Source organism: Aneurinibacillus danicus, assembly GCF_007991215.1.
GTDB classification, from domain to species: Bacteria; Bacillota; Bacilli; order Aneurinibacillales; family Aneurinibacillaceae; genus Aneurinibacillus; species Aneurinibacillus danicus.
Genome location: NZ_BJXX01000132.1, coordinates 1 through 14,204 on the forward strand (window position 1 = coordinate 1; position 14,204 = coordinate 14,204).

The 14,204-nt window shown below is 40.8% G+C and carries 14 protein-coding genes and 1 pseudogene; 8 read left to right on the forward strand and 7 right to left on the reverse strand.

Going from position 1 to position 14,204, the window contains the following annotated elements; all coding sequences use genetic code 11:
• Window positions 1-330 (reverse strand): acyl-CoA dehydrogenase family protein (locus ADA01nite_RS14225; protein ID WP_174760616.1); only part of this gene is annotated, 330 nt, incomplete at its 3' end.
• A 525-nt stretch (window positions 331-855) separates the two neighbouring features.
• Here ADA01nite_RS14225 and ADA01nite_RS14230 point away from each other — a divergent pair.
• Both ADA01nite_RS14230 and ADA01nite_RS14235 read left to right on the forward strand, forming a co-directional pair.
• Window positions 856-1,272: an SDR family NAD(P)-dependent oxidoreductase gene (locus ADA01nite_RS14230; protein WP_246147349.1), complete on the forward strand. Its 417-nt coding sequence runs from the start codon at window positions 856-858 to the stop codon at window positions 1,270-1,272.
• A 24-nt stretch (window positions 1,273-1,296) separates the two neighbouring features.
• Complete coding sequence (locus ADA01nite_RS14235) at window positions 1,297-2,877, forward strand: class I adenylate-forming enzyme family protein (protein WP_146810944.1); 1,581 nt, start codon at window positions 1,297-1,299, stop codon at window positions 2,875-2,877.
• A gap of 66 nt (window positions 2,878-2,943) precedes the next feature.
• Here ADA01nite_RS14235 and ADA01nite_RS14240 read toward each other — a convergent pair.
• From ADA01nite_RS14240 to ADA01nite_RS14250, 3 genes and pseudogenes are all read right to left on the reverse strand, one after another.
• Window positions 2,944-3,531: pseudogene (locus tag ADA01nite_RS14240) on the reverse strand (amidase); the annotation flags it as partial.
• The gene (locus ADA01nite_RS14245) at window positions 3,528-3,707 is read right to left on the reverse strand and encodes a hypothetical protein (protein WP_146810946.1); all 180 of its coding nucleotides are present in this window, start codon (window positions 3,705-3,707) and stop codon (window positions 3,528-3,530) included. The gene ADA01nite_RS14245 and the pseudogene ADA01nite_RS14240, both read right to left, overlap by 4 nt.
• A 202-nt stretch (window positions 3,708-3,909) precedes the next feature.
• On the reverse strand, window positions 3,910-5,379 hold the full coding sequence (locus tag ADA01nite_RS14250; RefSeq protein WP_146810947.1) for an FMN-binding glutamate synthase family protein: 1,470 nt from the start codon (window positions 5,377-5,379) through the stop codon (window positions 3,910-3,912).
• Window positions 5,380-5,558: 179 nt separating this feature from the next.
• Here ADA01nite_RS14250 and ADA01nite_RS14255 point away from each other — a divergent pair, with 179 nt between their 5' ends.
• Window positions 5,559-6,689 (forward strand): NAD(P)/FAD-dependent oxidoreductase, encoded by a 1,131-nt coding sequence (locus ADA01nite_RS14255; RefSeq protein WP_146810948.1) that lies wholly within the window; start codon window positions 5,559-5,561, stop codon window positions 6,687-6,689.
• Between the two features lie 168 nt (window positions 6,690-6,857).
• Here ADA01nite_RS14255 and ADA01nite_RS14260 read toward each other — a convergent pair whose 3' ends face one another.
• Window positions 6,858-7,568 (reverse strand): potassium transporter TrkG, encoded by a 711-nt coding sequence (locus tag ADA01nite_RS14260; RefSeq protein ID WP_146810949.1) that lies wholly within the window; start codon window positions 7,566-7,568, stop codon window positions 6,858-6,860.
• Between the two features lie 202 nt (window positions 7,569-7,770).
• On the opposite strand from ADA01nite_RS14260, the gene ADA01nite_RS14265 reads away from it, so the two are divergent.
• The gene (locus ADA01nite_RS14265; protein WP_146810950.1) at window positions 7,771-8,211 is read left to right on the forward strand and encodes a GreA/GreB family elongation factor; all 441 of its coding nucleotides are present in this window, start codon (window positions 7,771-7,773) and stop codon (window positions 8,209-8,211) included.
• Window positions 8,212-8,456: 245 nt separating this feature from the next.
• On the opposite strand, the gene ADA01nite_RS14270 is transcribed toward ADA01nite_RS14265, so the two are convergent.
• Complete coding sequence (locus tag ADA01nite_RS14270) at window positions 8,457-8,723, reverse strand: hypothetical protein (protein ID WP_146810951.1); 267 nt, start codon at window positions 8,721-8,723, stop codon at window positions 8,457-8,459.
• A 77-nt stretch (window positions 8,724-8,800) separates the two neighbouring features.
• Window positions 8,801-9,709 carry a fumarylacetoacetate hydrolase family protein gene (locus ADA01nite_RS14275; RefSeq protein WP_146810952.1) on the reverse strand — a complete coding sequence of 303 codons (909 nt, stop codon included), beginning with the start codon at window positions 9,707-9,709 and terminating at the stop codon, window positions 8,801-8,803.
• A 236-nt stretch (window positions 9,710-9,945) separates the two neighbouring features.
• On the opposite strand from ADA01nite_RS14275, the gene ADA01nite_RS14280 reads away from it, so the two are divergent.
• From ADA01nite_RS14280 to ADA01nite_RS14295, 4 genes are all read left to right on the forward strand, one after another.
• Window positions 9,946-10,662 carry a FadR/GntR family transcriptional regulator gene (locus ADA01nite_RS14280; protein ID WP_170230300.1) on the forward strand — a complete coding sequence of 239 codons (717 nt, stop codon included), beginning with the start codon at window positions 9,946-9,948 and terminating at the stop codon, window positions 10,660-10,662.
• Window positions 10,663-10,839: 177 nt separating this feature from the next.
• Entirely contained in the window at window positions 10,840-11,619 is a 780-nt protein-coding gene (locus tag ADA01nite_RS14285; protein ID WP_146810954.1) for an alpha/beta fold hydrolase, read from the forward strand.
• Between the two features lie 183 nt (window positions 11,620-11,802).
• Entirely contained in the window at window positions 11,803-13,086 is a 1,284-nt protein-coding gene (locus ADA01nite_RS14290) for a metal-dependent hydrolase family protein (protein WP_146810955.1), read from the forward strand.
• Between the two features lie 604 nt (window positions 13,087-13,690).
• Window positions 13,691-13,870: a hypothetical protein gene (locus ADA01nite_RS14295; RefSeq protein ID WP_146810956.1), complete on the forward strand. Its 180-nt coding sequence runs from the start codon at window positions 13,691-13,693 to the stop codon at window positions 13,868-13,870.
• Window positions 13,871-14,204 lie beyond the last annotated feature (334 nt).

The window sequence follows — 14,204 nt, forward strand, 5'->3', positions numbered from 1 at the left end:
TAGAGTGGCAGCGTGCCATAAAATTTCTGAGTTTCCGGCATCAGGGGCCATTGAACCGAAAATATAAGGAGCAATGGGACTTCTTCCAATAATCTCGGAAAGTAAGCCTAAAGAGACGAATCCCATTCCCATTCCGCCTACTTCGCCTGGCATGTGTCCGGCCCATAAACCTAAATCTTTAACCTTTTCTTGAAGCGGTTTCAAAATTTCATCAGGCAACCCGCGATGCGGAACCATATGTTTTTCGTTTGGATATACATACTCATCCATAAATGCAGCAGCCTTATCAATCATCTGTTGCTGTTCCGGTGTGGGGCTAAAATCGAACACAACACTCACTCCTTAGGGATTTTTATTCTCAAGCATGTATTAAAGCAAAAATAATGCCAATAAAATAATGCCGTTTTTACCGGGATAGCAGGGGAAAGCGATGAAAAAAGGAATCAATCATTGAAAAAGATAATCAATTCATAAATACACATATGTTTAGAATATTTAATATTAAAGGAATTACTTAAATAGTGCAGAAAGAAAAATGATTCAACAAAAGCTAGCTGAGCATAGAACCACACGGAAAACGGTGAAGGTGCCAGGGGTTAGCCGGTCATCTCTTGTAAAAAAAGATACAAAGACCAGACATAAAATAAAGCGGTTACAAGTTCAGGTTAATGTCAGGCATTATTTGATTCCAACTGGAATCAAATAACGTAGGACTGAGGAGCGACATGAAGCTTCTTTTTCAGACTTTTTTATATTAAATATGTTTATTACTGTGTCCAGGATTTATGGCATAACAATTGCTTAACCATTAAATGAGAGAAAGCTGACAAGATTTTGACTGTAGAAAGGAAGGGTATGATGCAAATCCCGAGTTTTAATTTAACAGGAAAGATAGCACTTGTGACGGGCGGTAGCAAAGGAATTGGATTCGGTATGGCTCATGCGTTAGGGGCGTATGGAGCTCAGGTTATTATAACAAGCCGTGGAGTAGAAGAAGGGCGGATTAATCAGCTTACGAAGGTATGGGCTGAAGAGCTGGCTCCTTATAACATTACCGTTAACGCTGTTGGTCCTGGTTATATAAGAACCCCCATGACGGATGGATGGTTAAGTGATTCGGTCAGGTATCAGAATATTGTTAATAATACAATGCAAAAAAGAGTGGGTGAGCTTACAGATTTAGCAGGGCCGATTGTCTTTTTAGCTTCCGATGCATCAGCCTATGTTACAGGCCAGGTGTTAAATGTAGATGGCGGATGGACCGCTCGATAAAACCATAGGTCAGGTGGTAATGACATGAAAATTGTAACAGAAAACCACTTTAATCGAACAATCAAAGTGTTTAAAGACAGACCCGGAAACTTAATGGAGATGCTTGAAAAAACGAAGGCTGCCTTTCCTGATAAGGAAGCGCTAGTATCACAAAATGAGCGTCTTACTTATCGGGAGTTATACGATAGAGTAGAATCAATTGCCGGAAACCTCCATTATTCATACGGTATCCGGAAGGGTGACCGAGTTGCTTTACTCGTCGGCAATACTATTGAATTTGTCCTTCTTGTTTTTGCCTGTGCCAGAATTGGAGCCATTGTTGTTACATTGAATACGCGCCTACAGGAAACAGAGCTATCGTATATGATTACTCATTCAGGAGCGGATATCCTGCTTTTAGATGATGAATTCATTGATACAGTGGAAAACATGAGAAGTAAATCGATGATTCAAAACGTTAAACACTTTTTCTTAATTGGCGATGTAAAAGCAAGCAAAAGAGACTATTTACCTTTTGAAATGTTAGAGCAAAAAGAAGTGCCACCGCAAATAGAAGTATCGGAAGATGATCCGCTGTTTATTATGTATACTTCCGGAACAACAGGTTTGCCAAAAGGCGCGATAGGCAGTCACCTGGGTGTCATTCATAGTGTAATGAATTATGAATTTATACTTAAGAGCAATCATAAGACAAAAACGCTCATTGCGATTCCGCTATTTCATGTAACCGGCTTGATAGGACAGCTTCTTCACATGATAAAAGTAGGTGGAACCTCTGTCATTATGAGGAAATATAAGACTGCGGAGTACATTCGATTGATTTCCGAGGAGAAGATTACATTTTTATTTAGTGTTCCAACGATTTATGTGATGGTGCTTTCCCATCCTGACTTTTCTAAATATGCCTATCACTCGGTTACTACTATTGCTTACGGCGGAGCGCCAATGTCTGAAGAAACGATTTCTGGTTTGCAAAAGGCATTCCCAGGGGCTTCTCTGCATAATGCTTATGGTGCTACGGAAACCTCCTCACCGGCTACTATTATGCCCCTGGGGTATCCGAAGGAAAAAATCCGCTCAGTTGGATTGCCTGTTCCGGTTGCAGAAGTGAAAATACTGAGTGAGAATGGAGAACCCTGTGAAGCAGGAGAAGTAGGCGAACTTCTTATTAAAGGGCCGATGGTAGTTGAGGGCTATTGGGACAATGAAAAAGCCAACCGAAGATCATTTGTGGATGGTTACTGGTACTCGGGTGATCTGGCAAAGATTGATAAAGACGGATATGTATATATTATGGATCGTATAAAAGATATGATTAATCGTGGGGGAGAGAAAATCTTTTCCGTAGAAGTTGAAAATATTTTGTATAATCATCCAAAAGTTTTGGAAGCAGCAGTCATTGGTTTTCCAGACAAAATTTTTGGTGAAATTGTGAAAGCGTTTATCGTGCCGAAAGAGAAGACAGAAATTGATGAAGAAGAGATTAAACAATTTGTCCGGGAAAGATTAGCCGACTATAAAGTTCCAGCGGTAGTAGAGTTTATTTCAGAATTGCCCAGAAATCCGGGTGGGAAAATAATTAAAGCTAAACTAAAAGAGATGTAATATCTGTTGATGGAGCTGCTTATGCTGCTCCTTTTATTTTTTATCTAATTGAAGAGGGCAAAGTTGTGTAGGTTTAAGTCCGACGATTCCGCATGCCGAAGAAGGAATGCGGATCGATCCGCCTGTATCGGTACCGAGAGACGCGATCGTCATGTCAGCAGCAACAGCAGCCCCCGATCCCCCGCTTGATCCACCGGGAATTTTCTCTAAGTCCCACGGATTGCGGCATGGACCAAAGTGCGGATTCGTTGTTGTAGCCCCCCAGGCGTATTCATGCATATTGAGCTTTCCTGTAAAAATAACACCGGCTTCTTTTAGCCTGGAAACGACGGTCGCATCATGGGACGGAACGAAATCTTTATGAATTTTCGAACCCATCGTGACGACTTCATTTTTAAAATAAAAAATATCTTTTAGCGCCATCGGAATGCCGTGAAGTGGACCGCGATAGTCACCGTTCATGATCTCTTGCTCGGCATTTTTCGCTGCAACTATGGCAGCCTCTGCATCGATTTGAATGTAAGCATTGATTTGCTTGTTATAGCGCTCTGTTTGGTGAAGAACCGCTTCTGTGATTTCAACAGGGGAGATTTCTCGGTCGCGAAGGAGAGGAGCCAGAGTTTCGATGGATTGGGATGCGAGTTCATGTCTCATTTAGTTGTCTCCTTTACTCGGTGGCATAAGGCGATATCAAAGGCCTTCAACTGCGCTTTGCTCGCTTGTTGTTGTAGAGAAAGAATCGATTGCCACTGGGTTACAAGAACAGAATAATCTTCGTCAGGGGCCTGGACACCTTTCGCCTGTAAAACAGTACGAATCATTTGCTCCAATCTTTTCATCTCCTTTAATTGATAGTGCAAGTTCTATAATACAGAATATAATAAAAATTCTATCAAATGTAAATGAAAAATACCCAGAAGGAGAAGTTAGCCCTTCTTCGCTAAAGCAACTGACCTGGTTAAATCCAGGTCAGTTGCTCTGCTGTGTTCTATAAGCCTGCTTGTTTTATTTCATATTAATCGTTCGATGCTGCTATCTTTGAAAAAAGGAAAACCATTTTTCAAATCCTTTTGTGCCATGTTTTTGTTGTACAGTATCAGGCTCGTATGGTTCATAAGCAAGTGGAACTTTCGTGACTTTACTTGTCCATTCGTCCAGGGCAACCAAATCGTCCTTATTTACTTGACGCAATGAATTTTTTCCGAGAGCCCGAATGGCAACCTTCATTTCTTCAACACAGGAGGTGAAAAAATTCTCTAAGTATTTTGCCGCTTCTTCTTCATCGAATTCATCTGCCATACTACCGGGGTAAAAAACAAGTTGCGTGGGCGGTTCCCATGGGATGGCCTTCGTTACCTGAACATGGGTCATTGCCCATATGAGGGCAGTTCCCATAAATACCGCATCAGCTCCTAAAGCAAGGGCTTTCAGACATTCCCCCGGGTTAAAAAATCCTCCTCCGATCAAGAGACTAATCCTGTCTTTTACCCCCTGCTTTTCAAGATAATCTGCAGCTCGGGATAAAGCATAAATCGTAGGAAGCCCAAAATCATCTTCTAAGATGGGCGGGCCTCCTTTTGTTCCTGCTTGCCCTCCATCAATGCTAATAAAATCAACATCTCCTTGAATCGCTACTTCTAAGTCGGCTTCCAGTGTGGCGCTGGCGCAAATCTTAACTCCAATAGGAACTCCTTCTGTCACTTTACGAAGCCTATTTACCAAAGGTTTAAGATCCTGCGGTTTATTTATTTCCTGGTGGCGGGCAGGGACTACAACTTCACCCGGTGGCACCTGTAAAACATCTCTCGCCCTGCCTTCTAGAAACTCAGGAGGAATAAAACTGGCGGAACCAGCAGTAGCGCCCTGGCCGATATGAATTTCAATTGCATCCGCTTGTTTTAGAATTTCGGGTTCTTTTGACCAGGTTGCCGAATTATATTGAAGGATTAAATACTTAGAGTTAGCCCTATCTTCAGGCAAAAAACCTCCTTCTCCCGTATTGGTGGCTGTGCCAACAGCGGCAGTTCCCTTAGCCATGGCTATTTTCATCTTTTCGCTTACGCCGATTCCATAGCCCAGGGCGGCCGACACCAGGGGGATATTGAGAGTTAATGGCTTTTTTGCCTTTGGCCCGATTGTGACCTTCATATCGACAGGAGCCTTTTCATGAGTGGGCAGAACAGCCAGTTGAGCGGGTGAAAAGATAAGACCATCAAAGTTGAGAAATTTACGAGGGCTGCCAAACGGCCTTTCGATAATTTTTCCTGAATCAGCACGCAGGCTATTTTCGATTACCATTGTCGGGTTTATTCTCGTCATGGCTGTTACCATTTCCCATATATTTTCGGGGTAACGCTCTGACATTAACCGTTTTGTGAAGCGACCTATGATCAATTTAATTAAAGGTCTCGCAAAAATAACGGCAAATATTCCTGTACAAATCATTGCCGTAAATGATGCAGTAAAGGCTCCGAGCCAAAATGAAGATATGTCGTTTTCCATCGTACACTACCTCTTTGTGTGAAGATTATACAGAAATAAATGATTACATACATTAGATATAGGGTTATTTTCTCGTTCTTTTTCCTTATTTATACGTTAGAGTCACCCACAACACCTGTAATAAGACATTATGTTTCTTTGCATACTAGGTAACAAAATCGTATGCGGAGGTATAATGGATGCGAATCGTCATTTTGGGTGGAGGATTTGGCGGACTCAATGCTGCTCTGTTACTTGGAAAAGCACTCCAATCAACTCCTCATGAAATTGTTTTGCTGAGTGATGCCCCCTGCTTTTTATTTCGTCCTTCCCTGATCTGGGTTCCTTTTAACAAGAGACAAATCAAAGAAATATCCTTTCCGCTTAACGAGATATTACAGAAAGTAAGAGTCCAGTTCATGCAAAAAAGGGTCGTATCGATTCTACCAAAGGAAAAACAGATACTTTGTGAAAATGGGACCCGGCTTATATACGATTACTTAATTATTGCTACGGGGGCCGTTCCGGCTTGGGAACAAATCGAAGGATTAAAAGGAAATACAGCATCCGTTTACAATGCGCACGCTGCATTACAAACGAAAAGACGAGTAGGAGAAATAAAAGTCGGACAACCGATCTTGATTGGAGTTGCACAACAAAACCCTTCACAGGGCATGGCTTATGAATTTTTGTTCGAATTACATGCTTTTCTACACGAGCGGAATGTTCAGTGTCCCATTACCTTTTTTACATATGAAAAAGAATTATTTAATCATAAAGGAAAAAAGGTTACATTGATTTTAGAAAAGCACATGAAGGAAAAACAGATTTCTCATTACAGCGATGTGTCGATCACAAAGGTAGAACCGGGCTGCTTGCAATTAAGCAATGGCGTATCGCTTCCTTACTCCTTTTCTTTGATTTTACCTCCTTACAAGGGAGCAGAGTTCATTTTTGCTTCGCCGGATCTAGATCATGAAAATGGTCTGCTTGTAACGAATAAAGGTCTCCAATCCACCCAGTGGGAAAATATTTATGTTGTGGGGGATGCAAATGCAATGAAAGAGTATAAATCCGGAAGAGCGGCTGAGGTACAGGGAAAGATCGCAGCCAGGAATATTTTGAACCGCATACAAGGACACTCCCGGCAACAGGAATATCATCCTGATATGCTGTACGTTATGGAACTTGGTACGGATGGAGGCATGTTCGTCATAAGGTACCCGGGTTCGCGCGAAGGCACGCCTTATTTTGAATGGGCAGTAGACGGATATCTTCCTCACTTGATGAAACTTGCGTTTGAAAAGTATTATAGCTGGAAATTAAGCTGAACAGTTTTTTGGGGAAGGGGAGAAGATGATTGATTTCGTTAGATCGTATGTAGCCCGAAAATTAGGAGTAGAGAAAAAAAGGGACAGTGTATATGCCATCCCTTTGCTTTTATCCAATCATAATTTTTCCTTCAGGATTGCGATAATGTTTTTTGTTGCGATCCCAGCTTAAAGCAAAAGCGATGTATGCATGGAAAGCCTTTTTGTCTTTTTATATTCTACAAGTTCAGCAATGACCACGAAGCCGATCCCCCCTGCGACAATCAGTGTCATAATGACGATGTTGACTACAGGATCATCTACAAAGAGAGTTAAGCTTCTAAAATGTCCAAAAAGATCAAACCCTGCGTTATTAAAGTTAGACACCGAATGAAAAAGGCCAAAATAAAAGCTTTTTTGCCATCCCATGTCCGGAAGCCAATATAAACCTAAGATAAGGGTACCTATCCCTTCAAAAATGACAGTAAAAAGAATCACATGGCGGATAAGACGAATAATTCCCCCAACAGTGAGATGGTTAAGCGATTCCTGAATAAGCAGTCGCTGTCGAAGCGTAATTTTTTTTCCCAGTATCAACACGAAAAGGGAAGCGACTGTCATAAAACCCAGCCCGCCTATTTGAATAAGGCTTAAAATAACGAGTTGTCCAAAATGTGTAAAGGTGGTGCCTGTATCAACAACAACGAGACCTGTCACACAAGTGGCAGAGGTGGCTGTGAACAGAGCGTCTACAAAAGATAGTCCTTCTCCATTTGTGGTGGAGATAGGCAGTGTTAATAATAATGCGCCGAATAAGATAAGCGCTCCGAATCCCATCACAAAAAGTTGAGGCGGACTTATCCAAGAAGCGATTTTTTTAAATTCATTTTTAAGTCGCATTGTTTTTTCTCCACGTTCAGTTTTTTACTTTTTCTTTATAATATTTCCTTTTTTTATCCATTTATAATGTAAAATGTGATAAGATGTGATTGAGGTTCTGTCTTCACGGAATCTCAATTTTTTTATTTGTGAGGAGGACAAAACGTGAAAATGAAAAACAAATTTTGCAATCAGTTAAATCCAGGTAAGGGGGTTATCTACGATGAACCATAGTCTTACCTACTATCCTTTACGAAAAAGTTTAATTAAGCAATTAATCTTTATCGAAGAGAACATGGTTGAGCTTTTAGATTTATATGTATCTTCTACTTTTGTCCACGACAGAGATTTTAATTTTTTCAAACGATATATAGCAGAAGTAGAAGAGTTTCTATCTGGTTCTGAGAATAGCACCTATCCTTCGCTCTCCAAGGTTTTCATCGGCAGTCAAGTTGCTTTGTTATACAAAGAAGATAACTATGTCGAACACTTTACGATCTGCTTCCCGGAAAAAAGTGATCCTGCTCGCGGGTATATTTCTTTTTTATCCCCGGTTGGAAGACAGTTGCTTTTGCATTCCCTAAATGAAGAAATTGTCTTATTAACACCCGGTGGTGAAACAAGAGTAGTGATTAAGAAAATCGAGTTTAAAGATTATCGATAAGGAATCGCTTTTTTAGCAGGAAGGCTAAACCGTTCCGTGTATCTTCAGTCTGAGGCCGTTGAAAACTCTCAACGGCCCAATCGATGTCTTTAACAAAACGTTTGTCTCTATCGTACATTCAATAAAATAGCCAAAAAAGAGACGCGGCCAGTGTCCTTACTTCCATTCTGAGCAAGGGTTCTGGTACGCGTCTCATATGTATAACAAGCGATTGGAACAGATAGATTATTTGTTCTCTATTTTATCTAAGAGTGAAAAAAATTCTCCAATCCATTATCACTTCGCCGGGTAGGAATCAATGTTTCCCATTCGCAATTCGCTATATCCATGCATTTTACTCGATGAACATTCATTTCGTATTCCTTATTATAATACGTTTCGAGAATTCGATAAGGGACTCGCTTGGGTAGACAACTCGGGCATAAACCATTAATAACAGTAGTTTTTTCACCTTCTGAATAATGCTTTCCTTGTTTCTTTGCCAATTCTTCCAGTAATAAAACATCAACCATGGTAGGGTCCTCCTATCGCTTTATCCAGGGTTACATAATTTTTTCGAAATAACCTCAGATGGAAAAGGCAAAACAATTTAAGCGATCGTATTTCGTAAAACGCCCAGCTTTTCAATTTCAACTTCCACAACATCACCCTCCTGTAAGAATCTGGGCGGTTCAAACCCGATTCCTACGCCTTTAGGTGTTCCCGTAGCAATAATGTCTCCAGGCTGTAATGTGATTCCAGCCGAAACCGTTTTGATAATAGTAGGAATGTCAAAAATAAGAAATTTCGTATTTGAATTTTGCCGTATTTCTCCGTTCACTCTGCACTGAATGTTTAAATGAACAGGTGTAGGAATCTCGTCAGCTGTTACAAGGTATGGTCCCATGGGTCCAAAAGTGTCCAGTCCCTTTCCAAGAAACCACTGGTTGTGTCTTTTTTGGAGGTCACGTGCCGTCACATCGTTGATAATTGTATACCCTAAGATATAATCATACGCTTCTTCTTCTGGAATGTTCGTTCCTTCCTTGCCAATCACAATTGCCAGCTCTGCTTCGTAGTCGATTTGATTTGTCACATGGCGATGACTTCTAATTTTTTGATCGGTTCCAATAACGGTTGTCGTGGCTTTACTAAAAACAATAGGATACTGAGGCACGTTTTTTGCCTTTTCCATCGCTGCTGTATATTCAAGCGCATGTTCATGATAATTAAGGCCTAAACAAATAATATCTCTTTTAGGATTTGGAATGGGAGCTTCAAGCGTCACTTCAGATAAAGGTACTATATAATTTGCAGGGATTTGCGACGCTTTATCGCTCATTTCTCTCAGTCGTGCCATCGCTGCTGGATTTTCAATCACTTCGCGCAATGTTTGAGGTAATAATGTATTGGAAAAAAGCTGCTTTTCTGCCTCCACTGCATCAACTAGAGAATTTTCGTCTTTTGTTCTAAATCCAAATTTTAGCTGTCCATCATGCAAAAAAGATGCTAAATACATACAATGTACCCTCCTCAATGTAACTTACATAATTGGAAAGACCAATTATAAATATTGGTATATCCATTAATTGATAATATCGTAGCCCACTTCGATATCTACAGTCAAGAGATATTTTGTATAAGGGGAACGATTTGACGTAATGGTCGACCAAAATGTATGATTTAGTAAAATACACTCTGAATTCAAGCTTTCCGAAGGTTTTATTGATAGGACAATCGAAAGGAGAAGATAAGGTGAAAGCGTTAGATATTACGTTTACACCCGTTGGTGAGAATAAAGCTTTTTTGGATATTGCCAATCAGATCCGGGATCATATCGAAAAAGGGGTGTTAAAAGTTGATTCCAGGTTACCTCCTGAGCGCGAATTAGCGGAAAAGTTTCAAACAAGCCGGGCCACCGTAAGAGAAGCATTGCGGGCCCTGGAAATTATCGGAATTATTGAAAGCAAGGTAGGGCAAGGAACTTTTATAAAGAATGTCAATTTCTCCAGTATGGATGGGTTGTTTGCTGAGATATCAAAACAAACGAGTCCATCTGAAGTCTTTGAGGCTCGGTTCGCGTTTGAACCTTATTTGTCCCATCTAGCGGCGCTGCGGGCTACACATGAGGATTTTGTTCGTTTAAAAAGTATACTAGATGAGTTTGACAGCGCTATTAGCAATATGGACATTCAACATTTCGAGAAATTGGACGGCCAATTTCATTACGGGATTGCTCTTTCGGCCAAAAACTCGTTCTTATTACACGTTGTTAACATCATCAACAATGTAAGGTTGGAGAGATTGTGGGGAACGCTAAAAGAACGGAGTTTGAATCCGGAAAGGATAAAGCAATACCATACAGAACACCACAATATATACCAGGCGATCTATGAACGTGATGCCCGCAAGGCTGAAGATTTAACGCTGCGGCATTTAAAGAATGTGCGTGAAAATATGCTGGGACAGTGATTGATTTTTAAGAAAACAAGCTGAATTTTTCACAATGAGGCTTGTTTTTTTATGCAAAATAAAAATGATTGTTGACGAATGAATACGGGTCCAGTATGATATGGATTATAAATATGGTTTAGCCAATTTTTAAATTTGGTAACCAATATTAATTCTGAAAATTCAGGAGGTACATAAGTGCTTACTCAGGTGAATGATCTTCAGGTGAACTATGAAGTGAAGGGAACTGGTGACGTAGTCGTTTTTGTTCATGGATTAGGCGGAAGTTTAAATATCTGGAATAGCCAGGTAAACGTTTGCTCGCGGTATTATAAAACAATTACCTATGACTTAAGAGGATCAGGTCGTACAGAAATTTCTACTCCCGAATATTCAATCAATCAATTTGTAGAGGATTTAAAGGACCTTCTTGATCAAGAAAACGTAAGTTCTGCACACTTTGTTGGACATTCCATGGGAACCTTAATTATTCAGCACTTTGCGGTCCTTTATCCGGAAAAAGTGAAAACCCTTTCTTTAGTTGGCGGCCTTACTGAAATACCTCCTGCAGGGAAAGAGGGACTGCATGCTCGTTCCGAGCAAGTGAGAGAAAAAGGGATGGATGCAGTGGCAGATGCAGTGATTGAAGGTGGATTATCCGCTTATTCTAAATTTGCAAATTCTGCACTTGTAGGGCTAGTACGTGAGCTGCTGCAACGGAACGATGCAGAAGGCTATGCGGCAACGTGTAGAGCGCTTGCAGATGGTAAGGCCATTGAGCATCAAAATATCAAGCAGCCTGTTCTTTTAATTGTGGGTGACGAAGATAAGGTGACCCCTATTCGGATGGCCCAACAGCTGTATCATGGTTTTCCAAATGCAACATTAGAGATTATTCCAGATTGCGGTCATTGGGCAACGGTTGAAAAACCAGAGAATGTAAACCGTGCACTTTTAACCTTCTTGACAACCCATTAACAGTATATAGATGCCGTTTTTATTATCTTAGTTATTCTTTAGACATTCTTTACTTCATTCTAAAGATTGGTTCTGTCTTATAAAACAATGGAGGTCTTCTTTTCATTACTTGTTCGAAGGTGGAAATAGACTGCTTTCGAACAAGTAATCTAAATATTTTTAATATTGAAAGGGGATTCACGTATGAAGGCAAAATTGTTACGGAATGGTTTATTAATTGATGGAACGGGACAAGAGGAGAAATTAGGAATGGATGTACTAATTGAAGGGAATCGGATTACCGCGATTGGTCCTCATTTAGACATTCCCTCTCAGTATCAACCCCACGAGGTTGACATCATTGAGTTGAATGGTAAGACCATTATGCCCGGAATGACAGAAGCGCATACGCATTTGACATGGCAGGATTCCCTTTATATTCAAGATATTGATTTCAAGCCGATTGAAGAAACGATGGTTGGTGCAATTAAAAATGCAGAAACAATGATTAAAAGTGGTTTTACTTCTTGTGTAAGCGCTGCCGCAAGAGGACGGGTGGATATTGCTATCCGTGATGCCATCAATCGCGGACAGTTAATTGGACCTCGTATGCTTGCAAATGGAGCGGAAGTATCAGCCACGGGAAGTTTTGTGGATGTACAACCAAGTCACGTATCTGTGCATGGGTTAGCTATCCTTGCAGATGGCGAAGATGCCGTACGAAGAACGGTACGCAGCCTATTTAAGGAAGGAGCAGATCTTGTAAAATTAAATGTAAGTGGTGAAAGTCTTACTGCACATGCACGCGGGGAAATGACACTCTACACTTACAAAGAGGTGCGGGCCGCGGTCGAAGAAGCGCATGCTCGTGGAAAAAGGGTCTATACACACGCCAGATCCTCGGACTCCGTTAAAATATGTGTAGAGGCCGAGGTTGATATTATCGGCCATGCCGATTTTATCGATGATGAAGCTTTTGAGATGTTGGTTCACAACAAGGATCGTCTCTTTGTAGTTCCGGCTTTGAATTGGCTGGTTTCTACATTGGAACATGGCGCCAAATATTTCGGGCAGGAGGCCATTGACGCGACTGGATATAAAGAAGGATTAGAAATCGCGCTGCGTAACATGAACCGCTTATATAAAGCAGGTGTACGGATATTGCCGGGTGGGGATTATGGATTTAAATGGTGTCCGCATGGTGAATACGCCAGAGATCTGGAGCATTTTGTTAAGCTGGTGGGTATGACACCGATGGATGCCATTGTATCGGCAACCAAATATGGATCGCAAATTATGGAGATGGAAGACGAGTTAGGAACAATCGAAGTTGGAAAACTTGCAGATATATTGGTTGTTGACGGAAATCCATTAGATGATATTACCGTATTACAAGATCATAGTAAATTAAAAGTCATTCTAAAAGATGGAGAATATATTGTCAATCTTTTAGACGTTGCCCATCAAGTAGAAAATGCAGTAGTCTAAAGCAGGCAAGACCATCGTGAAAAGAAGCGATGGTCTTATTTGTTTTATAAATATGGCTCAAAATCAGAAAATGTAGATGGCCGTTTGTACATAATGTATGGCAAGGACGGAAGAAGGGAGGGGCATGTCACTTCGTTACGCTCCGCAGAGACGGTATATACAGGCCGCTCCAGGGGACCCGCAAGCTCGCCCTAAAAACCTCCATGGCTGACCTAGCTACAAGCCCTGCTATGAAAATGAATGAGGGATCGAGCCCGTCCGTGGTACGAAGGCAAAGAGAGAAAAGAACGAGGATACGAGTTGAATGTAGAAAAAGGCGAAGGCCTTTTTCTTCCGTAAATCTCAGTTCCTCCTATCTTCCTTCATCCCTCTCTGTTTTTCACAGAAAGAAGAAGGATTGTGGGCAACAGCCCGCTCGCGGGTCCCCTGGAGCTTAGAGGTCGCGTAAAAGCGTTCCATTGCCCCTCCCTTCTTCCGTCCAAACAATCTTTATGTATGAAGCAGTCAACCACAGAGTTTGATGTTGAGCCATAAATATAGCACATCATCTGCCTTTAAAGAGATAACAAGTCATTATCGGTAACAGGAAGGAGGAAACAAAAACATGAATAGGAAAGAAGAGAATCATTGGGAAAATGTGTATGACAAAAACTCTGAAATTTTCGGTAAAAATAAAAGAATAACAGAAGATACTCAAGAAAAACCTACTCCATTTTACAACAAACAGCAAGCTCAACTACATCGCACTTTTGGCAGAAGTCCAGACAAGAAGTATGGATATTAGACTGCGGATTAAATGATATCTACTTTTAGCTGGATGGCTTGAAAGTAATGCTGAAATGATAAAAATAAATAAAACGCTTGCAAAGTAGAGAATATTGGATATATAATAAATTCAAGCAATCATATAAAGCGATTCACTTGCTGGCTTATCTATGAAGGATGGGACGTGCACCCAACTTGAATCAAGTGGATAAACAACCAGCAGAATTGAAGGTAGGAATGATATATGCTGTCTTAGCATATATGTACCCTTCTTCTCTTCTGCTGGTTTTTTTATTGCACGAAAAGAGATGAGTGTAAGTATAGAAGACGATGACTCCCGCAAATGAAATAGA